General features: G+C 64.3%; 20 protein-coding genes and 2 pseudogenes. 14 read left to right on the plus strand and 8 right to left on the minus strand.

Annotated features, from left to right (window positions below):
• Position 1: 1 nt before the first annotated feature.
• Positions 2 to 457, minus strand: a complete 456-nt coding sequence (locus tag OSB52_RS03550; protein ID WP_235725987.1) for a sulfite exporter TauE/SafE family protein — start codon at positions 455 to 457, stop codon at positions 2 to 4.
• 847 nt (positions 458 to 1304) lie between these two features.
• On the opposite strand from OSB52_RS03550, the gene OSB52_RS03555 reads away from it, so the two are divergent.
• The 6 genes and pseudogenes from OSB52_RS03555 to OSB52_RS03570 all read left to right on the plus strand — a co-directional run bounded on the left by OSB52_RS03555 (position 1305) and on the right by OSB52_RS03570 (position 6878).
• On the plus strand, positions 1305 to 3617 hold the full coding sequence (locus tag OSB52_RS03555) for an outer membrane protein assembly factor BamB family protein (RefSeq protein ID WP_235725988.1): 2313 nt from the start codon (positions 1305 to 1307) through the stop codon (positions 3615 to 3617).
• A gap of 217 nt (positions 3618 to 3834) precedes the next feature.
• On the plus strand, positions 3835 to 3924 hold the full coding sequence (locus OSB52_RS25230; RefSeq protein ID WP_435948563.1) for a phage upper tail fiber protein: 90 nt from the start codon (positions 3835 to 3837) through the stop codon (positions 3922 to 3924).
• 11 nt (positions 3925 to 3935) lie between these two features.
• Positions 3936 to 4556, plus strand: a complete 621-nt coding sequence (locus tag OSB52_RS03560) for a hypothetical protein (RefSeq protein WP_235725989.1) — start codon at positions 3936 to 3938, stop codon at positions 4554 to 4556.
• Positions 4557 to 4668: 112 nt separating this feature from the next.
• Entirely contained in the window at positions 4669 to 4932 is a 264-nt protein-coding gene (locus OSB52_RS03565; protein ID WP_235725990.1) for a hypothetical protein, read from the plus strand.
• 170 nt (positions 4933 to 5102) lie between these two features.
• Positions 5103 to 5303: pseudogene (locus tag OSB52_RS25125) on the plus strand (hypothetical protein); the annotation flags it as partial.
• A 966-nt stretch (positions 5304 to 6269) separates the two neighbouring features.
• Positions 6270 to 6878: a hypothetical protein gene (locus tag OSB52_RS03570; RefSeq protein ID WP_235725991.1), complete on the plus strand. Its 609-nt coding sequence runs from the start codon at positions 6270 to 6272 to the stop codon at positions 6876 to 6878.
• A gap of 602 nt (positions 6879 to 7480) precedes the next feature.
• Here the strand turns inward: OSB52_RS03570 and OSB52_RS03575 are convergent.
• Positions 7481 to 8790: pseudogene (locus tag OSB52_RS03575) on the minus strand (ISL3 family transposase).
• 384 nt (positions 8791 to 9174) lie between these two features.
• Positions 9175 to 10092 carry a sulfite exporter TauE/SafE family protein gene (locus OSB52_RS03580; RefSeq protein WP_266060189.1) on the minus strand — a complete coding sequence of 306 codons (918 nt, stop codon included), beginning with the start codon at positions 10090 to 10092 and terminating at the stop codon, positions 9175 to 9177.
• A 149-nt stretch (positions 10093 to 10241) separates the two neighbouring features.
• Here OSB52_RS03580 and OSB52_RS03585 point away from each other — a divergent pair, with 149 nt between their 5' ends.
• From OSB52_RS03585 to OSB52_RS03600, 4 genes are read left to right on the plus strand one after another with little or no spacing between them, the layout of a single operon-like run.
• Entirely contained in the window at positions 10242 to 11525 is a 1284-nt protein-coding gene (locus tag OSB52_RS03585; RefSeq protein ID WP_266060190.1) for a hypothetical protein, read from the plus strand.
• Positions 11522 to 12079, plus strand: a complete 558-nt coding sequence (locus tag OSB52_RS03590) for a DUF3558 family protein (protein WP_266060192.1) — start codon at positions 11522 to 11524, stop codon at positions 12077 to 12079. The genes OSB52_RS03585 and OSB52_RS03590 overlap by 4 nt, the downstream gene beginning before the upstream one ends.
• Positions 12080 to 12086: 7 nt before the next feature.
• The gene (locus tag OSB52_RS03595) at positions 12087 to 12443 is read left to right on the plus strand and encodes a hypothetical protein (protein WP_266060193.1); all 357 of its coding nucleotides are present in this window, start codon (positions 12087 to 12089) and stop codon (positions 12441 to 12443) included.
• Positions 12436 to 12867 (plus strand): hypothetical protein, encoded by a 432-nt coding sequence (locus OSB52_RS03600; RefSeq protein ID WP_266060194.1) that lies wholly within the window; start codon positions 12436 to 12438, stop codon positions 12865 to 12867. Before OSB52_RS03595 ends, OSB52_RS03600 begins: the two co-directional genes overlap by 8 nt.
• Positions 12868 to 12930: 63 nt before the next feature.
• On the opposite strand, the gene OSB52_RS03605 is transcribed toward OSB52_RS03600, so the two are convergent.
• Positions 12931 to 13494 carry a hypothetical protein gene (locus OSB52_RS03605; RefSeq protein WP_266060195.1) on the minus strand — a complete coding sequence of 188 codons (564 nt, stop codon included), beginning with the start codon at positions 13492 to 13494 and terminating at the stop codon, positions 12931 to 12933.
• A 340-nt stretch (positions 13495 to 13834) separates the two neighbouring features.
• Positions 13835 to 14203 carry a DUF5997 family protein gene (locus OSB52_RS03610; protein ID WP_266060219.1) on the minus strand — a complete coding sequence of 123 codons (369 nt, stop codon included), beginning with the start codon at positions 14201 to 14203 and terminating at the stop codon, positions 13835 to 13837.
• Between the two features lie 41 nt (positions 14204 to 14244).
• Between OSB52_RS03610 and OSB52_RS03615 the strand changes: the two genes are divergently transcribed.
• Positions 14245 to 15009: a LysR family substrate-binding domain-containing protein gene (locus OSB52_RS03615; protein WP_277614881.1), complete on the plus strand. Its 765-nt coding sequence runs from the start codon at positions 14245 to 14247 to the stop codon at positions 15007 to 15009.
• A gap of 194 nt (positions 15010 to 15203) precedes the next feature.
• Positions 15204 to 16640: a hypothetical protein gene (locus OSB52_RS03620; RefSeq protein WP_266060197.1), complete on the plus strand. Its 1437-nt coding sequence runs from the start codon at positions 15204 to 15206 to the stop codon at positions 16638 to 16640.
• Between the two features lie 213 nt (positions 16641 to 16853).
• Here OSB52_RS03620 and OSB52_RS03625 read toward each other — a convergent pair whose 3' ends face one another.
• The 3 genes from OSB52_RS03625 to OSB52_RS03635 form a co-directional block, all read right to left on the minus strand.
• A complete protein-coding gene (locus OSB52_RS03625) occupies positions 16854 to 17462 on the minus strand; it encodes a VapC50 family PIN domain-containing toxin (protein WP_266060198.1) in 609 nt (202 codons plus the stop codon).
• A 5-nt stretch (positions 17463 to 17467) separates the two neighbouring features.
• A complete protein-coding gene (locus OSB52_RS03630) occupies positions 17468 to 17923 on the minus strand; it encodes a helix-turn-helix domain-containing protein (RefSeq protein WP_266060199.1) in 456 nt (151 codons plus the stop codon).
• 344 nt (positions 17924 to 18267) lie between these two features.
• Positions 18268 to 18882 carry a hypothetical protein gene (locus OSB52_RS03635; RefSeq protein ID WP_266060200.1) on the minus strand — a complete coding sequence of 205 codons (615 nt, stop codon included), beginning with the start codon at positions 18880 to 18882 and terminating at the stop codon, positions 18268 to 18270.
• 770 nt (positions 18883 to 19652) lie between these two features.
• Here OSB52_RS03635 and OSB52_RS03640 point away from each other — a divergent pair.
• Together OSB52_RS03640 and OSB52_RS03645 are read left to right on the plus strand one after the other, a co-directional pair.
• Positions 19653 to 19790: a hypothetical protein gene (locus OSB52_RS03640; RefSeq protein ID WP_266060201.1), complete on the plus strand. Its 138-nt coding sequence runs from the start codon at positions 19653 to 19655 to the stop codon at positions 19788 to 19790.
• A 144-nt stretch (positions 19791 to 19934) separates the two neighbouring features.
• Positions 19935 to 20220 (plus strand): hypothetical protein (locus OSB52_RS03645; protein ID WP_266060203.1); only part of this gene is annotated, 286 nt, incomplete at its 3' end.

The following is a 20220-nucleotide window of genomic DNA, read 5'->3' on the forward strand; positions in this document are numbered from 1 at the left end:
GTCAGACGAACCCTGGCTGCGAACCGTGACCCGCCGATCCTGCCAATTTGTCGCCTTGAGCCCGTAGCGGGTGCGTACCAGCATCCACCCGACGGTCCCACCAACCAGCGCGACCGCCAAACCCGACGAGCGTGAACAGGTTGCTGACACCCAGCATCTTCAGTCCCGCGGTCACCAGCAGCAGCACCAGCGCCAGGGCGCGGCGCACGAGTCCGGCCGATGCCCGCGAGGACAGGCGGGCCCCGAAGTAGGCGCCGGGGATGCTGCCGACCAGCAGAGGTAGCACCACGCTCCAGTCGACGTCGCCGAACAGGAGGTGGCCGGCGGCGGCCGCGATGACCAGGGGGACGGCTTGGGCGAGGTCGGTGCCGACCAGTCGCTTGGCCGTGTGCCGACCTTTGCCGGAAAATTCACCTGCATACTCCGGTCGAGGTTGGGGTTCACGGATCTGCAGCACCGTCGGGTGACCGGCACCCCGACCTCGACCGTGGGGCCGCTGTGGCCCCATCCGACCAAGACATTCGCCGTCGAGTTCGCCGGCACGCGAAGTGGCCAGAAGTGTCCCCGGCAAGAGTCCTCGATGAGTACGTCCCAAGCGTTGTTGAGCGCACAACGTTCCGCGGAACGTCATGCCACTGCCGGGTTGGTGTCGGATTGGCGGGCTTTCTATGCCAACGCGCCGCAAGCTGAGACTTGAGGACGTCCGCGATGCGGTGCAGCGGACTGACTCGGCCTCAGGTCGCGCCGATCCGTGACCTGGTGAGTCGCTACGAAATCCGCAGATACCCGGCGTCGGTTCGCGAAAGGCGTTGCGTAGATGGCCAGCGCTTCGACCGAGAAGAACCTGCCTGATGCTCGTTTGAGTCCGGCTGATCGTGGCGGACCCGAGTTCCCGCGATCCCTACTCATACTCCGGTGCCAAAGGGGCGCGAGATCTCGTTGTCCGCTTCTTTGTTTGCCTCATCAACTATCACATTGGGCGGCAAGCGAACACAGGTGTTCACATCTCGATCGATCGCAGAGCGGAGAGCAGTCCGAAATATTCGACCAGATGCACGACGCGCGAAGTGACCGCCGAGGTCTTTACTGGAGTAGTGGCGGAGTCGTTTCCTGGGCCTCCGCCGGGATCGGATGGCCCACGCGGGCGCCCGGACGACGAACAGCCGCCCGAGGCGGCGACGAGTGCATTTCCGACGGCGCCGCAACCCCTGGCGGCGCCCGGGTTCGGCTACCCGCCGTCCCAGCAGATGATGCCGGGATCACACATCCCCACGGGCGGGCTACCACCGCCTGGCATGCCGCCGATGACGTGGTCGCTCGGCCCGCCGCCCCCACCGCCCCGACGACGCGCGTCGCGCCTAACCTGGCTGGTCGGCGGTCTGGTGTTCCTGCTGGTGATCGCCCTCGGTGCGCTCAGCCTGGTGTGGTTCACACACCGTTCGTCGCCCGCAGACGATTCGTTGCTGGCCGGACAGCTAACCCGTTCGTTCCCGACGGCGCCGAACCCGTCGTGGACGGTCACCGCGGAGCAAATGGGCGGCGACCGGTTCGTGTCGGGCCTGGCGACCGAGGGCCAGTACGGCGCCCTCGGAGCGGTCACCGACGGCCAGACGATCGTAACCATTGTGGGCGGTCCCTTCACCACGCTCGGTCCCTCGCACCGGGTCCTCGGAGTCGACGCCTCGACCGGCACGACGTGGCGACTCGATCGCACCGTGCGCGGCTGTTCGGACACGATCGTCGAGCACAGCATCGCGTGCCGCGGTGATTCGGACGTCTACTTTATCGACACCCGCACCGGGACTCTGACAGCAACTGTCTCGCTGCCGATCTCGCAGTCCTCCTATGAGATCGCCTACAACGGTTCGGCGGCCTTCCTGCACTCCTACTCGTCCACAGACCGCAGCACCACGTTCTACAAGGTGACCCCCGAGGGCTTGGAGTGGCAGCGATCGGTGGTGTTGCCTGAGCAATTTCCGGGCAGCGGCGACGCCTCCACGTTCACCGCGACCGCCGACCTCGTCGCGAGCGCGTCGGTGTACGGGGTCGTTATCTCCGCCGACGACGGGCGAGTACTACTCAACAGGCCCGCATCCTGGACCGTCGCTCGGCTGCTCGATGGCGCACTCGGTCTGGTGACCGGTCAGGTGTCGAACGAGGTGGTGACCAACCGCACGGTGACGGTGGTTCGCCCGGACGGAACGGTCCATGACACGCCCGGTGGCTCCGTGGTGGTCCCACATGTGGCCGTGCCCGAGCAGCAGAACCGTGTCCTGGTCGACACGGACTATGTCGATCTGACCGATGGGCGGTCACTGTGGACAACCGACAGTGCCTCCGGCGAGCGGTTCGGCGCAGCGGTGCTCGGCGATAACAGGGAACTGATCGTCGTCGATCTGCAGGCCGGCGACCTCGTCGCCTTGTCTGCCGCCAGCGGTGCAGAACTCTGGCGATCACCGATCTCGGACAGCTACCGGTCGTCGGGCTTTGCGGTCACCGATGGCGAACGCATCATTGCAACAACACCAGATGGCGGGCTGGCCGCCGTGGATCTGGCCACCGGCGCGCCGGTGTGGGTGCGCTCGCCGGCCGCGATCGGTAACGCATCGAGCGTCGGTGACAGCGAGCATGGGCCGGTGCTCACCTTTGCCGCCGGCGATCACCTGGTGACGGTAACCACAACCACCATCACCGGATTCGCGGCAACAGGAGGAACGGCGGTCGTGCCGGGTACGGCGCGGTCGGAATCGGCAGGCTCGGGCGGGGCCGTCGGCGGCGATCAGTACGTAACCCCGTGCGGAACACCGCCGATCTTCACGCCACAATCGTTTCGGACTTCGCCGAACGGACTGGACGTCGAGATGACTGTCACCGCGCAATGCCCGGGCGGCGATGTCCTCTACGGGCCGCACACCCGGATCAGCATCACCGATGGTGGGCACCTCGTTGCCTCCGGAACGTTCGACCTCGCGCCGGTTCCGGTGGTGGTGCCGCCACCCCAGGGAGCTGGGTCGGCGACGACGATCGTGCTGACCTATCCGGCGGGTACGTTCTTTCGCCTCCCGGACACGCTGCCGCCGAACGGTAGTGCCAGTGCAACCCGCTTCCTCGTCGAATGCGACCCAGGTGTGACATCCGGTGTCGCGCCTCGCTTGTCGGTGCGGGATGTGGGAGGGGACGCGCCACCGGTGGCTGCCACCGGTCCGTCGTTGCCGGACGGTGCAGACCCGTCGGCGACGAGTATCGACGCGTTGCGTCTGCAAGCCGATTCCGATCGCGCCTTCATCCTCGCGAATCTGAACAACCGCTGGGTTGCTCAACTCAGTTCCAAACGACCAGGACTGTTCGCCGACGGACGCACATGGGACAGCCGGGCCATTCTCGAGGAGTTCCTGGCGCTACGTCTGAGGTTCAAGGATGCGCGGCTTCTGTACAGCGACGAGTGGAATGTGTTCAGCTACCGCGGGTGGTGGGTGACCGTCGCTGCGGTCACCTTCCCGGGCCCGGACGCCGCCAACAATTGGTGCAGAACAGAGGGTTTCGATCCTGATCACTGTTTCGCCAAGCTGGTGAGCACCACGGCCAGCCCCGATGCGTCGACCAAGTATTGGGGGTAACTATCGAGGACAGCCACGCCGTCTGGCCAAGAAGGGGGGAGCACGTCGTGGTGAGCCCGCCCACGGATTGTCATGGCGTAGATAAACCGTGAGGTGCCATCAGTATCCGAATTCCGCGTCTCTGATCCCGACTCAGCTATCGGTGAAAGCGTATGTCGATGCCAACAGGCGGCGCTGGTGTGGGCAGTGTGAATCCACCGAATGCGACCGCACCCCGGTGAGCACCGTGCAGTGGTACGGGACGCGAGCGCAGTGCGACGCCATCGGGACCAAAGACACCGCCACCGAGTACAACATCTATCTATGAGGTGATCAATCGTGGAACAGGACCCGAATCTGCCCGAAGACCCGAACCAGTCTGCCCTTCCGCCTGAACATACGGATCGGGTTGACTTCTCGAACTGGAACAGGAAACCAGCGAAGCCACCGCCTGACTCCAACAAGATCGTCCTGGTTGTTCTTGCGACTGTCGGTGCCGTCATCGCTGCCGTGCTCACCATCAGCTTCGTGTGGTGGCTGGTCGTGTATTACCCAGCGAAGAACGCGGTTGACGACCTGTTTGATGACCTGGACGAGCCGTCGCCCTCGTCAAAGATCGAGGACGGTACGTGGAGGGGCGTGCTGAAGCATGATGATTCAGATTCTTCGGACCTGAATGTCAGACTGACCATGACCGACTTCGTGGTGCGGGACGACGATTCTGTGAGCATGGTGGCCCAGTTCGACTGGGGCGACAACGATTGCATATCCCGTTCGATACCCGGAGCAATCCTCACTTACGACGATTCGGTGCGTGTCACCATGCGATTTGCTTGTCAAAGCGGTGATGATGTCCCAACCGCGACATTCGAGATGTACATGGACGCTGGACTTCTGAAGGGCACCGTGGAGTGTGATTGCAACGGGGCCGGGTCGTTCGAGTTGACGAAGGAGAAGTGAAATGATCGCTCGTGTGATGGTTGTCATTGTGTGTCGTGCTCGCGCGGCTGAAGATGTCGTGACCCTCTACAACAGGCAGGCCAATCTCTTAGAATCCTGGGACGGATGACAGATGGCACTGGGCACACAGCAGGTCGGCAGGAAGTTTCACGGTACCCAGGAGATCGGTAAACTGTATCGGGGCACCAATTTGATCTTGGACAACTCGTGGACCGGCGCGCTGTACACCGACGACTTCAACCGTGCCAACGAGAACCCGATTAGCACACCGTGGACGCCATATTCCGGGGATACCCGCAAGGCGCAACTGATCTCCAACCGCACGCAGATGCAGACGTTGTCCCAAGCCACGTCCCGGTCGCGGAGCATCATCTAGCACAGCGGTTCGTTCCTAACCGAGAACCAGTACGTCAAGGCACAACTGATTGCGCCGATGACATCACTGGCCGCGAACAACTACACCTACATCTGGCTCGGCGGTAACCGGCACCAACTCGTTCGTCCCAACAACGCGACCGCCGACTGTCCGGCAACCCGGACCTCGAAGAAGTGCGGCTTCTGTACAGCGTCGAGTGGAATGTGTTCAGCTACCGCCGGTGGTGGGTGACTGTTGTTGCGGTCACCCTCCCGGGCCCGGACGCCGCCAACAATTGTTGCCGAACAGAGGGTTTCGATCCTGATCACTGTTTCGCCAAGCTGGTGAGCGCCACTGCCGGCCCCGATGCGTCGACCAAGTATGGGGGGTAGCTATCGACTGGCAGCCACGCCGTCTGGCCAAGCAGGGGACCCCGTAGGCGTGGGTTCGCCCCGAACATCTCTGTGCGGATAAAAGCGTTGGGGTGCAGTTGTTATCGGGGGGCGTACGACACAAGGCCCTGGAACGGAAAAGGACGGAGCACAGTGTGTGGCAACAACCCGGAACCGAGTCAGTAGTGTTGCCACGCAGAGGATTCGCGTTACCATAACCAATCCAGTTACGGGTTTCATCCGGCGTGAGCAGACGGCGCCGCGCGCCGCTGTCATCGATTAGGACGAACTTCGGACGGCAACATGGACTCGAGATGATGTATTTGAAATACTTGGGCTGCAACACAAATCGCTTAAGGTGGTATGCAATGCGAACATTGACTCGCTTCGGAATCGGTATGTGCTCAGTCAGCGCGGCTGTGGCCGTGGCGGCATCTCCGGCGGCTGCCGCACCGTACTCGTCTGGGACCATCAGTTCTTCGGTCAACAACACAATCGTCTATCGCATCACGAATCTGACGGACAGTGTGCGAAGTTGCGAGGCCTTCCTGAGCGGCCGCGTCAAATACACGACGCCTCGCAAGAGGATTCCGCCGAAGACGACCGAGATCTTCACGGTGGCCGGGGTTCCGGCCGGCAACTACTCGACGTGGTGGGCATGTAGCAGTTTCGCCAATGGCAAGCAGGTTGTCACAGTGCTCGGCGCGTCCTCGGGTACACCTCACCTCACCGAGAATGCCCCTGCGGCGGGTACCTTTGGTCTATCCGGTCTTGGATCATTGTTCGGGGGTTTCGGATCGTCGTGAGGCGCGGGCCGGGCACGTCGAGTTGCATACGGCAAATCAGGCAAGGTCACGTGCTGGGGATGTCTGGAGTTGCATCCTTATTTGGGTCATATCCGAAAAAGCGTTGCTCACTCCACAACGAGGGCAATGCATGGACTCGAATCACAATTGAGTTATCGGCGTGAAGAACTTCGCCTTAGTGCTACCGGTAATAGCCGCGATGCTGATCCTGGGCTGCAGCGGCGCGGGCCCGGTCGCGGTGGTTGGAGAGGGCCGACCTGTGGACCACGACGAGTTGCCAGATCTCGACTACATAGCAGACGATATGGTTGTCGCGCATTCTGCGCTTCCGCCGCTGCCCGCGGGCGAGTACACGTTCGAACAGGTAACGCAGGCTGAGGAACCCTCGAATTCCGAATGCGACCTGAGGTTAACTTACGAAGCTGGCGTGAAAGTGGATAGCGACAACCCTGACTATCAATATAGAATACAGATCGGGTCAGTTCGCAAGAGGATGGATCTGAATGCCTACTATGTCAACTGTGTGAGCATCGAACCCTCATATCAGCAACTTGTTCGTGAACTGGAAAATGCGCCCCCACGCGCCTCAGGCTTCTGCAAGAAGTCGCACGGAAAGAACATCTTGTGTGGTCTTGGCGGCTACACACGGGGCGTCGTCGTCGCGGTGTCAGCTCAAGGCTTCGGAGGACAAGAACTGCCGAGCGACGTTGTGGACGAACTCGCCAAGATGTACAGGGCCCAGTCGGGCCGCCTGGCGAGCTGGAACTGAATTGCCGGATGGTGCCGCCTTCGCCGAGTCGGGATTCGGCAGGTGCCGCCTCGGTCATGCGCCACTACGCGAGACGGTCAACCCGGTGATCGCCGAGCAGGCCGCGGTGTCGAAGATCGAACGGCGCCAGGATCTTCTGCTGGCGACGCCTTCGCCCGCAGAGCCTGACCACTCCTGACCTGATCACGGAGAGGCCGGTAGCAACGTAGCCGCGCCACGCTATCCGAGCCGACCCACGCGAGCTCAAGAGAGAGCCCGCCGGACCAGTCGGGGTCGGTCCGGCGGGGCGCCCGGGAGGCTTTCGTCCGGTCCCGATCGGGAGAAGGGGTCGGCCCGATAGTTGATGATTATCGATTCGCTCCTGCGGCCAATGCGGAGCTTCGCAACCCCTCCGTGATCGATCCGCGGAACGCTCAACATGTCAGATCGCATCCCACGGCCAGGGGCCGGCTGGCTGAACCCGGGCCCGCTCCAGGTGGTCAATTGTCCTTGCGGTCACGAGCACGCTGATTCTCTAGTCAAGCGCCTTTTCGTCGTACCCGATGCCGAGGACGGTGTTTTCACGCTCAGGAACCCTACTTCTCAAACCGGCTCTTCCTGATTCAGAGTGCATCCAGGCGTTCGGCGAGCTGTCCGGAATGGATCAGGGACCGCAAGATGTAGTGGCCGAGGTTGCGGAATCCGAGGGTGATGCCGCGTAGATGCTCGAGTCGGCCGTTGATCGCTTCAACCGGTCCATTGGAGGCGCCGGTGTCGAAGTAGGCCAGGATCTCGCGGTGCCGCGCCCACAACGATCGGCCGAGTTGGGCGAGCTCGCACAGTCCGGCGGGCAGGCCGGTGCGGATGCGTTTGAGCAGCTTGTACATCGCGATCTTGCCCGCACGCTTGTCCGGGTGCTCGTAGGCGCCGATGAGGTCTTGATACACCGCGTGGGTGACCGAAACGGCCACATGCTCATCCCGGGCATCCAGCCCGGTCTGCAGCTTGGTTGCTTGTTTGTCACTGAGCAACCCGATCCGCGTCAGCAGAGTACGGCGGATACCGAACAACGGATCCCCGCTGCGGCCGCGGTGCCCGCAGGTATCTTGGTGCACGCGTTGACGACACAACGTTAGCTTCTGCGCCGCCAAGTGCACCACATGGAACGGGTCCATCACGGTGCGGGCCTTGTCGAGGGCTTCAGCGGTGGCGGTGTGGTAGCCGACGAACCCGTCCATGGTGACCACCCGAATACGATCGCGAAACGACTGGTCGCGAGCATCGAGCCAGTCCTTGAGTGCGGCTTTCGAGCGGCCGGCGACCACATCGAGCAACCGTGCCGGCCCGGTGCCATCGACGATCGGGGGAGATCGACCAGCACGGTCACGAAACTCGAATCACCCTCACCGCGAACGTGTTTCCATTTGTGCTCATCCACACCCAAGACCCGAACACCGGCCAGCCGGTCGGGTGCGGCCGCCAGCTTGCGGGCTGCGTCCAGGGCCAGGGTGTTGACGGTGTTCCAGCCCAGGCCGACCGAGGCAGCCACGGCCGTGACGCTCATCTTGTCCAGAATCATCCGGCGCATGATCCAGGTGGTGGTGCGTCGAGTGACTTGGGTACGCGGTGCGACGATGCTGGTGATATTCGCACGGAAGATCGAGGTCGCGCACGCGAGGTTGCTGCACACATACCGCGGTACCCGCAGGTGCAAGCGGGTGGGATGACCGACAATCGGCAGATCAGCGACCTCACGGTCGACGTGATCACGCAGCCGGCCCGACTGCCCGCAGGCCGGGCAGACGTTGCCAGGCGCCAGCAGTTCGCAAAACAGGTGCGTGCGGTCCTCGGCGTCGATAGCGGCGTCGGTGATCGACACCCCCAACTCGATGGTGCGGCAAATCGTGTCAGCAATCGCGCTACGCTGCGTCATGGGTCCTGTCGGTGTGCGGTTGTTTGTGTAGGAGCTTTCACCCTTACACCGCAGGACCCACCTACCTCTCCAGGCACACCGCCCACATCACGCGATCTTCCTCACCCCACATCTTGTGGTCGCCAGAACCTGTTTCACGCACCGTCAATCAGGAAGAGCCCTCAAACCGGCTGTGAACGCGCCCCCTGCGTCCGCGTTGATTGCGCGCGTAAGTTCTGCAATATCCGCCGAGATTCGTGGGCAGGTTTCCATCCAAAGTTCGACGACTCCAGGAGACTGCATGTCCGCGGATACTGGGCCGATGATTTGTCCATCAAATGAGCTCGCGCTGGGTACTAAAGGGTGATGAATAGCTTGGCCGATTGGTGGAGTCGCGGCTGGGTCTCACACCCCAGCCCGCCGATCCTGCCAGTTCGTTGCCTTGAGCCCGTAGCGGGTGCGTACCAGCATCCACCCGACGGTCCCGCCGACCAGCGCGACGCCCGACCCGACGAGCGTGAACAGGTTGCTGACACCCAGCATCTTCAGTCCCGCGGTCAGCAGCACCAGCGCGAGCGCGCGACGCACCAGACCGGCCGATGCCCGTGACGACAGTCGGGCCCCGAAGTAGGCGCCGGGAATGCTGCCGACCAGCAGCGGTGCCACCACGCTCCAGTCGACGTCGCCGAACAGGAGGTGGCCGGCGGCGGCCGCGATGACCAGGGGGACGGCTTGGGCGAGGTCGGTGCCGACCAGTCGGTTAGCCGTGAGCAGCGGGTACATGGTCATCAGCGCGATGATCACCAGGGAGCCCGAACCGACCGAGGTCAGGCCCACCACGAGTCCGCCGATCACCCCGACCAGCACCGTGGGCACCACGCGCACGGCGATGTCGTTGCCGGACGGGCCTGCGGCTGCCGAGGGTTGGCCGGTCATGTTCTGTCGGAGGGTGAGGTAGGCGCGGCCGACGAGTCCGGCCGCGGCGATCAGCAGGACGACGCCGAGCGCGGTCTTCACGAATTCGCTGACCCCGGCCAGCGGGCCCACCCAGGCGATCACCAGCGCTCCGCAGAACGCGGCCGGCACCGACCCGACGACCAGCCAGAGCACGATCTTCCAGTGGATGGTGCCGTTGCGCATGTGCACCACGGTCCCGACGGGTTTGGTGGCAGCACTGACAACGAGGTCGCTCGAGACGGCGGTCAGCGGGGGAACGTTGAACAACAGCACCAGCGTGGGGGTCATCAGTGCGCCGCCGCCCATACCGGTCAGGCCGATGACGATGCCGATCCCGAAGGCGGCAATGGCCATCTCGTAGTTCATCGGTGTCGTTCCTCGTTCATCTCAACTCGTCGGACCGAGGATAGGCCAGCGGCTGGGACGTTCCCCTAGCGGCTCACGCCGCCGATACCTCGAACCGAGTCAACCGACCCACTTGATACGGTCGAATCCGACCTGCACGGGGGTGCGGGGTGACGATCGGGGGGGTCGGGACGGTGCGGGAAGTACTGAAGGCTGATCCGGAGTGGATCAGCGGGTTGGGGAATCATGTCCTCGGGTTGCAGCGCAACGTCGTCTCGACGGTGAATCTGGTCAGCAGCCATTCCGGGTCGACCGGCGAGTTCAAAGGGTTGATGAGTGCGCTCAAAGTGCCCGTCGACACCCTGTGCGAGGCCACGGTCACCCGCCAGAGCACGCTGAGCCCCGCGTTGCACGGCACCAGTGTCAGCCTCAAACAGGCGGCGTGGGACTACACCAGCACCGACCGTGAAGCCGGAATCGGGATCGCCCGTACGACGTATCAGGAATACAACAGCAACCCGTTCATCACGCAGCTAGAAGTGGATCTCGGGTTGGCCGAGAATCCCGTGACCCGAGTTCCGGTCGTCGAGGACGTACCCGGGGCCAAATCTCTCGCCGCGCCACGCGAGATCGACGTCGACGCCCCGCCGAACGAGAGCGTGGACTGGAATGCGCTGATTTCAGAGACCGCCGGGTGGCTGGGCGACGCCGATTCCTTCATCAAGGACCTGTCGGGTTGGAGCCCGATCGAGGAGGCGCTGGATCCGGTTGCGGGTAATTGGATGGAGCTCAAGCGGATCGGCAAGACCTACGGGAAGTCCGGCGCCGCGTTCGACACGATCGCCGGTGATCTGACGAGTGGTCACAAAGAGATCGACGACCATTGGGACGGCAAGGCCGCGGTGGCCTACACGGCCTACAACGTCGACATGGTGAAAGGACTGAACTGGGAGGGTTCGGTCGGTCGCCTCATTGAGCAGGGGTTGTCGGTGGCCGCCGATCAGCTCGAGGAGGCCGCGAAGGCCATCATCGAACTGGTCAAGAAAGGGCTCTCGCGAATCGTCAAGGTCGACAGTTTCACCGGAGCATTGAAGTTGGCCGCCAAGTTCGTGCCCGGTGCGGGTACCGCGGCAGCCGTTGCCGAGGTCACCGCGATGCTCGTGGATGTCTCGTTGAAGGTCAACGACCTGATCGAGGAATTGAAGAGGGCGATCGACGCGTTGAACACGTTCCTCGAATTCTGCAAGGACCCCATCGGGTTTGCCCGTGGCAAAGCCGAAGGCAAGGTCAAAGAGGAACTGCAGCCGTTCACGGACTTCCTCGAAGAAGCGGAGACAACCCGCCAGCTGGTCGTGGATGTCGACACCGCGCTGGATCTGGAACGAGTGACCGAGAGGCCGACCGAAGCCTACGAACCAGGAGACGGAGAGCAGCTATGGGAGGACGCGTCGTGAGGACCGCGGCCAAGGCGTCGGTGACCGCCGTGGCGACGCTGATCGCGCTGACCATCGGGGCATGTGGGGACAGTTCCCCTGACGACGCTTCCCAGGCGACCGACACGCCGGCGGCGTCGACCGAAACGCAGCGGGAGAGTCCGACCACGCTGACCGGCCAAGACATGTGTGCCGTTCTCACAGACGACGACCTCGCTCCACTGCGTGACGGCGCTGTCACCAATGCACCGGAGCCGACCGATGATCGGGGTCTGCCCGGGTGTGAGTGGCCGCTCAGTGACGGCTACGGCGAGCTCAAAGTCGAGGTCTTTCAGCCCGTCGACGCGACGGTCATTCTTGAGAACGCGGTGCTCAGTGAGTATCCGATCGCCGGGGGGACCGTGTATCAGCAGACCGAGGACGGGCAGTCGTCATGTCGCGCCCTGGTGAAGACCGCAGACACGCCGGACGGCTTCCTGCTCCGGGTTCTGGTCGATGGAGACGCCGACGACGGCAGCGTTTGCCGCAGCGCCATCCCACAGACCGAGAAAGTCCTCCAGGCGCTGGGGTGGTGACATCGTCATGACCAACTCCGTCGGATTCGACGAGGCGCTGAGCACACTGCAGTGCGCGATGGACGACCTCGCGACTGCGACGATCCGGGCCCGCAACATCGAGTTCCCCGACGTCGAGTTCACTTCTCCTGAGCCAGAACCCGATGTCGATCCCGGCCGCACGGGTGACGAGCTCGCTGACCTGCGCCGCTGGGCAGCCGACGAGGATGCCCGCAACGCCGAGTTCCGGCGGCGGGTTGACGAGGCCCTCGAGGCTGAGATCGAAGGTCGCGGCGGCTGGGTCACCGATGAACGGCGCGCGGGGATCATCGAGGACGTGCGCGCCGACATGCTGGCGCAGTTGCGTCGTTTCGGCGGTGCCTAGCCGCCTGACGGCGAGGACGAGTCTGCTCGTCCGACGGTGGGCCCGGCCGTTGGGAATCGTCGCGTTGCTGGCCGGGCTGGTGGCCGCGATGTCCGGGATCGGAAACGAGGCGGTCTATCGATCGTGGCAGCAGAGCTTCCCGTTCATGCTCATTCGGGACGATGACGAGATCCGCGCCACGGTGGCCGACCACGTCGGCGACGTCCTCGATGGCAGCTTGCCGCCCACCTGGGTCGACCCGGCGCTGATGTATCCCGACGGCGGGCACGCTGCGCTGACGTCGTTGTCGGATGCGCTGGGCGACCTGGGTGAGGCGACCGACCGGGCGAGGTCGATCGACTTCGGGTCGTCGGGTGTGTTCGGCTGGGGGATCGAGATGCGGACCACGGTGTTCGTGATCGTGGTCTACGTGGTGTCGCAATGATCATCGGCCGTTCGTCCACCGTTGTGGCCGCTGAACCACCGATTTGGCCGGGACTGATCCGCGTCAGTCCGGGCAACGCACGGTGTATCGCCACACGGTGCCGTCTTCGGGACCCGTGACCGTGACGACCACTTCGGATTGCACGCCCGGTGGAACGAACACTCGGACGCTGCCGGTGCCCTCGTTGATGTTGTCGCCGACGTAACCGGTGTCCTGGATCAGGCGCCCTTGGTAGTACACCTGAATCCGGTCGGGCAGGTTGACGGTCTCGTAGTCGAGTGTGAACGCAGTCGGGCCGCTGCGGCCCAGTGTGTGCCGAGTTTCGGTGACGCCTTGGCCGCCGGACTCGGTCTGCTGGTTGCAGGGTTGCACTGGTGGTTTCGGGCCGAAAAGGAGGTCCAGGCTGCCGAAATCGAGACTCTCCAGACTGCCGGGGTCGAGACCTTCGAGGCTCCCGGAATCGAGGCTGCCCGAGCCGGTGCCGGGAGACTGTGGGGCTGCAGATGAGGTCCCGGCGCTCGATACCGCCAGCGCTCCGGCTGCGGCCACCGCAATGATGCAGGCGCGAAGGTATGTGCCGGTGATGGTCCGAGCGTGACGCTGGTTGTCGATGTGCTGTCTGTCCATGACAGGGCTCCCAAAGAGGACGGGGAACTGACGACTTCGACGATAGCGCGGACAGTGCCATGCGGGTATCGGGCAAATGTACTACTTCGCTTACAGCGCAATGACTTTCGTTCTCCTTGCGAACCACGAGGGAGACGATTTGCGGGTCATCGCCTCCCTGAGAAACTCACATGGCATCCGGCCTGACCAACGCCAGACACAAAAGCGCCCCGCCAGACCAGTCGGGGGTTGGTCTGACGGGGCGCCGGGGTGGCTTCCCGACCGGTCCCGGTCGGGGGAGAGGGACCGGACTGAAAGCCTCGGCTTCAACGATAGTTGATTGCCGATTAGCTATTCGCCGTCACCCTCCTCGCGCGCGCGCCTTGTCCGCGTGCAGCGACTTGATCCGCCGTTCTTCGCGACGCACCTCGAGCTGGGTGGCGCGCTCGGCGGCCAGCCACTCGGGCATCTCGGCGAGCAGCTCATCGATCTGCGCGGTGGTAAGCGCTTCGGTGATTCCGCCGCGGACCAGGCCGGAGTTGGAGATGCCGAGTTTGGCGGCGACCAGATTCTTCGGGTGCGGGCCGTCGGCGCGCAGCGTACGCAGCCACTCCGGCGGGTCGGCCTGCAGCTCGGCGAGTTCGGCTCGGGTGATGGGTCGCTCACGGAACTCGGCCGGCGTCGCCGGCAGGTACACGTCCAGCTTCTTGGCGGCGGTGGCCGGCTTCATCGATTGCGAGCTCATCCGCTGAGGGTATCGCGCGGTAGCCTCTGGTCGTGACCACACCCGACGCGACCAGCAGCGACGACGCCCCGGTGTTCCGGCTGGCGTTCGTCCCGGGGGTCACGCCGGGTAAGTGGGTGCGGATCTGGGAGCAACGACGGCCCGATGTGCCGCTGGAACTCGTCGCCCTCGACGTCGCCGACTGTGCCGAGGCCGTCGGGCAGGGGCGCGTGCAGATGGCGATCACCCGCCTGCCCGAGGCGCTGGGTCACGCCGACGCGGGAACCCATCACAGCATCGAACTGTATGAGGAGACCACCGTCGTGGTGGTGCCCAAAGACCACGTCCTGACCGCAGGCGAGGAGATGACGCTGGCCGACCTGGCGGACGAACAGCTGCTGTGGCCGCTCGACGAACCTTTGACGGTGCCACAACCCCCAGGAACGGCAGTGAGCCATCGGCCGGAGACCACCGGTGATGCCATCGAACTGGTCGCCGCGGGGATCGGGGTGCTGTTGGTGCCGCAGTCGTTGGCGCGTCTGCATCACCGCAAGGATCTCGTGTACCGCCCGGTGACCGACGCCCCGACCTCGACCGTGGGGCTGCTGTGGCCGCAACCGACATCGGATCTCGCCGACGAATTCATCGGCATTGTGCGCGGCCGCAAGGCGACGTCGTCGCGCGGCCGCAGCGACGAGGCGCCCAAACGGTCGGCCCGGGAGAAGGCGGCGGCCAAGCGGGCGGCACGCGAAGCGGCTGGGAAGATTCCCGGCAAGAGTGCTCGACGTGCGGGACGTTCTAAGCGTCGGTAACCGCGCGAAGGCGAGCTGCCGCAGTCGCTCTAGGCCGGTGCTCGACCGGAACGACGTATATCGATCGGACTACTTCACACCCACTGGTGTCGGTGCCACCCTTGAGTAAAGGCGCTGTTTCGCAAAAGCGAACAGCGCAAAGAGGTTTGAACGTCTAACGAAGAAGTAGCGCTCGGCCGATCGAGGAGGATCTCATGGCTCGCGTAGAAGGGTTCGAACCGGCGAACAGTGGGCAGACACCCACCGGCCCCTGCGGTGTGTGGGGCGACTCCGACAGCGGGGCAGGGGTTTTGGGTACCAGTGGGGTACTCCCGTCCGGAGTGCAGAACGCGCCGACGGGCAACGCCGGCGTCGAAGGGCACGGCGTCGACACTCTCGGGGTGTTCGGCCGCAGCCAGTTCGGGACCGGCGTACTCGGCGTCACCTTCCATCAGGAGGTCGGATCGTCGTCCGGGGTCTTCGGTTCCAGCACCGCCGGCGGCAACGGAGTGACTGGCTTCGTCGGCAGCGCCACCGGGGTGCGTGGGTCGAGTGTGCGCGGCGGCGGCGTGCGCGGCAGTGGCGCCACGTTCGGGGTGCAGGGGGAGAGCTTCGGCGGCTCCACCTCGATCGGGGTGGAAGGGCGCGGCAGCAACGGCGTCGGCGTGCGTGGCAAGAGCCAATCGAACAGTGGTGTCGTCGGAGTCACCACCGGGTCGGGCTACGGCACCTTCGGCCTGCACTTCTCGCAGGATCCGGGCAGCGGTGTCTTCGGCGAAAGCGTTCTCGGCGACGGCGTCGAAGGCCACAGCTACACCGGCTTCGGGGTGCGTGGCGAGGGTCGAGGCGGCGGGGTGCACGGCGTGTCCACCTCCCGCGACCCGGCCGCCGGCGGGATCGTCGGCGAGAACCCGTCCGGTTTCGCCGGGGTGTTTCTCGGCCGCGTCCGCGTCACCGGCTTCCTCGCCAAGGCCGGTGGCGGATTCGAGATCGACCACCCGACCGATCCGACCAACAAGTACTTGCGGCACTCGTTCGTCGAGAGTCCCGACATGCTCAACGTATACAGCGGCACCGTCAGCACCGACGAGAACGGCGAAGCAGCGGTCCGGCTGCCGGACTACTTCGAGGCCCTCAACCAGGATGTCCGCTACCAGCTGACCGTCATCGGCGACTTCGCGCAGGCGATCGTGGCGCGCGAGGTCACCGACAACGAGTTCACCATCAAGACCGACCGGCCCAAGGTGAAGGTGTGCTGGCAGGTCACCGGAACACGCAAGGACCCGTGGGCAGCCGCCAACCGGCTCGTCGTCGAAGACGACAAGCCCGCCGTGGAGAAGGGCCGCTACCTCCACCCCGGGGCGTGGGGACAACCCGAACAGACGCCGACGGACCGGGAACCCCACCGCACCAACCATCAGCGGCAACTGACCCAGCTGATGCCAGAGCAGCTCAAAGACCGCGTCGAACCCGCGCTGCGCGAGGCCGATCACCTCGACCGGGACGCGTTGCAGCGCTTGGTGACCGAGATGTTGGAGCGGGTGCATCCCCAGGGAGCCGACGAGCGGGAGCGGGTGGTCGGTGGCCGGGTCGAGGAGGAATTGCGGCGGTTCCATGAGGACGCCGGGCTGGGTACGCCGCGGGACGCCTGACATCTCGCCTGGCGCCGAGTCGATTATCGCCGACGAGGCATGCTCAATCCCGCAACTCCAACACCGCCGTGGCGACATCCTCCAGAGCCGCCGGGTGCCAGATGTGTCTGACCGTCAAGCGCCCGAACTCGGGCGTCGGGAATCGTCCCGGGTCTCGGTCGAGGTACTGAGATCGCCTACCGCGCAGAGATCTTCCCTGACGTTGTCGGGGAGCTAATCGTCGACGTGCGCGTCGTCGACGATCTCCAAGGCCGTCACGGGCGAGATGATCTCCTGAACAGCCGCGGCGAACTCCGGGGTGACAGAGCGCAGCGCTTCGACGAGTTGTCCCGCGGTTCGAGGCGGGTGCTGATTGCGGTCAGTGAGGGCGGTGATTGCGCTCATCACTTCTTGGGTGTCGAGATCGAGCTGATCGAGGAGGAAGTCGTCCGGGTGTACTGCGGTGATTCCGTGTGGGTCGCAGGCGTCACCGGGGAAGTCCTTGAGGTTGGCGGTAACGATCAGTGCAGCGCCGGAGGCGACCGCGGCGGCCAGGACGTGTCGGTCCTTGGGGTGATTAGTCATTGCGTCAACGAGGCGGAGGTAGCCGGCGCTGTGGTCGGCGGCATGCGGAAACGCGCGACGCATTTGGGTGATGCGATGATCGGCCTGCTCGGCGGTCACCGCGTGTGTGCCGGTGAGGTTGCGGTGGACTTCGTCGAGGAGTTGTGGCGTCCACACCGGTGTGAACATGTCGTGCTCGGCAAGGGTGAGCAGCAGGTTGTTCAGGTTCTGCGGCAGCATCACGCAGGCGTCGAGCACGACGCGGAAGGTTGCGGCCACGAGTGTCAGCGCGTGGCGATGAAGCCGTCGGTCTCGGTCGGTCGGGGGTCAGGGGCAGCGAGTTCGGCGAGGGCCTCAGCGCGTTGGGTGCGCGTGCGTTGTTGATAGGCCAGGACGTCGGTGAGTTGCACGCGGCGATGTCGACCGGGAGTGGTGTAGGGGATCTCGTTGTCGGTCAGCAGCCGCACGAGGGTGGGCCGGGTGATTCCCAGAATATCGGCGGCCTCTTGCGTCGTCAGCAGCGTGCGGTGCGGCTCAACAGTCACTGCGGTGCCCTGAATGAGGTTGGACAGCACGGTTGTCAGGATCTGTCGCAACTCCTCGGGCAGCTGCGCAGAACTCTCGCCGGCGCGCACAATCACCGAGTGGTCGGCGGTGAGTACGGCAAGGAGTGCGTCGAGTTGCTGCACGTCGCCGCCGTCGGTGTCGGGGAGAACGGTCTGCTCCAGCAGAGTGGTCATAGAACACAGTGTAAATCGAAAAAAGCGAAAATTCACTGTTGGTTTTTTGTATCCGTTCGCCGCGTTATCGGCCCGTGAAACCAGGTCAGACGTGAGGCCTCCGCCGTTCATGGCACCCACCCGCTTCACCAACATGTTCGCGCTGCGGATACCGGCCACGGCATCGACGGACGCTGAAGAGGTAGACGTTCCGCGGAACGTTCACCGACGGGCCGTGGGCACCCGCTCGATCTCGTCGGTGGTCAGCGCACCGGTCCGAAACAGACGCCTTAATGGTGCGGCCCAGCGCAGAGCACTCGTCGCGTGTCGCGTAAGCCCCACGTCAAAGCGATCACCAACTGCATCTACCTCGGTGGACGTAGACTTCGCTCGCGCACCGGTGCGCCGGACCGTCGGATCAACAAGACCGGCCGACGCAACGGAAGGTTGCCACGCACATCGAAGCGCTGTCGGCGGTGTGCGACCGGGAATCCCTCGATCGACAGGCGAAGGTCGGCGGTGCACTCGCCGCACCGGATCTCCGTGAGGTGTGCTTCGGCGATCACCAGCTGCAAGCCGCAGAGTTCGAGGAAGCCGGTGAGTTCGATGGCGACGGTTCCCACACAGATGCCGTCGAGGTAGATCTCGATGACCGGTCGCTGCGTGAGGGTGATGCGATGTGTGCACATCGCCAGCACTTCTGTGCTCTGCGCGCTGTATGTTCGGTGGGCCGCTGCGGTCACCTTGTTGTACTTGCGCCATCCCGAGACGCCGATGTCGATGAGGTCGGTCGCCAGAATCTGGTCGGCAGACTTGGCGAGTTCTGACTGGATGACGTGCACTGCATTCACGGGTGGCTTTATTCGGCCCTCGACGATCTGATGGTCGTTGATGGCCTTGCGTAGTACCTCCGGTGACCGCAGTTCTGCGTCGGGCCACAGGACGTCACGAATGGTGGAAACGCTTGCGAGTGTCGTCATCGGGGACCTCCTGGATGGTGACCGTCGGGACCTGTGGCCGGCTACGGACGCAGATCGCGTGAGTGACCTCGCCCGGCGATGGGCGCTCGACCAGCGAACATGTGTCCCGGTAGGCATGAACTTCGGTGTGCACGTGAGGCGTGCGGCTCTTCTCAACCCGTGGGCGCCGTGGCCTTCGTAGGCGGAGGAAAGCGAACATCGCGGCGACGGCCCCGGCGAGGACGATGACAGACGGAAGAAGGATTGATTCCGGGGTCGGGCCAGATGCTGCCGGCGGGATGGGTCCACCGCCGGCCGATGCTGTGAGAGCGGCAGGATCTGCTGGGCTTCGCCCGTCTATCTCGGGTCGCGGTGGGACTCCCGCACGAGGTTCGTCGGAAGAGCCGGCGCTGACAGTGAACAGGTTGCGCGCGACGATGACTGGCATCAGTGCACCGACCCGGCGTGCGTATCGAAGCGAACATTGTGCAACCACCATGTGTGCGCCGACGGCTGCGTTTACCGGCACCGTCAAGTGGATCGGAGACGAGGCGTCACCGCTCGCCTCTGCCGCTCCGCCTGGGCCACCCCACAGAATGCTGACCGGGGAGGCGCACACAGCACCGATCTCGCCGGCCAGAGTCGCCGTCACATCGGTCCCGGCTGTGCCAGTGGAGGGTTCCAAGCTCAGCACGGAAGGATTGATCACCCCGGAGATTTCGCCGCCGGGGGGATGAGAACCGGAAGGCACAGATTCGCTCACAGGCTCAGGGGGATCGGGCACCTGGGTCGTGGTGGACACGTCGGTGGAAGGCGCCGGATCCGCGCCTGCAACGCTGGTATTGCTCAGCGCAATGACGATGGCCGCGCACGCCGCGATGGCTGCAGCAGTCTTGCAGCCGTCGCGGGTCGAGGTGTCCGACACCTGACATAGCGTGCGCGGCGGATTCACGCCGCGCACGAGTAGTCGACTACTTCAACACCAATTGCGGTAGTGGACTACGCATGTCCGCGCATGGATGTCGGTTCATGCTGGGCACTACCGGCCAGTTCAACCCGAGGAGGTGCCGGTCATGCCACCACTGGAGATCGTACGGACCGCGACGTCGTGGCTCACCGACACGATGAAGGATGCGCTGCAGCTGTCGGATGTACGGATCGACGGTATCGAAGTCACCCAATCGATCCAGTACTACAAGACTGAGCTGAAGCCCACAGTGCCCGACAACAGCGTCGAACTGATGGCGTACAAGGCGGCGTACGTGCGGGTGTACTTGCGCTCGAGGTTTGCCGACCAGATCGAGAACGTGTGGCCGACACTGAGCTTGTACCGCTGGGTGAATCGCCCCGTATTCGAGT

Source organism: Gordonia aquimaris, assembly GCF_026262595.1.
Lineage (GTDB): Bacteria > Actinomycetota > Actinomycetes > Mycobacteriales > Mycobacteriaceae > Gordonia > Gordonia tangerina.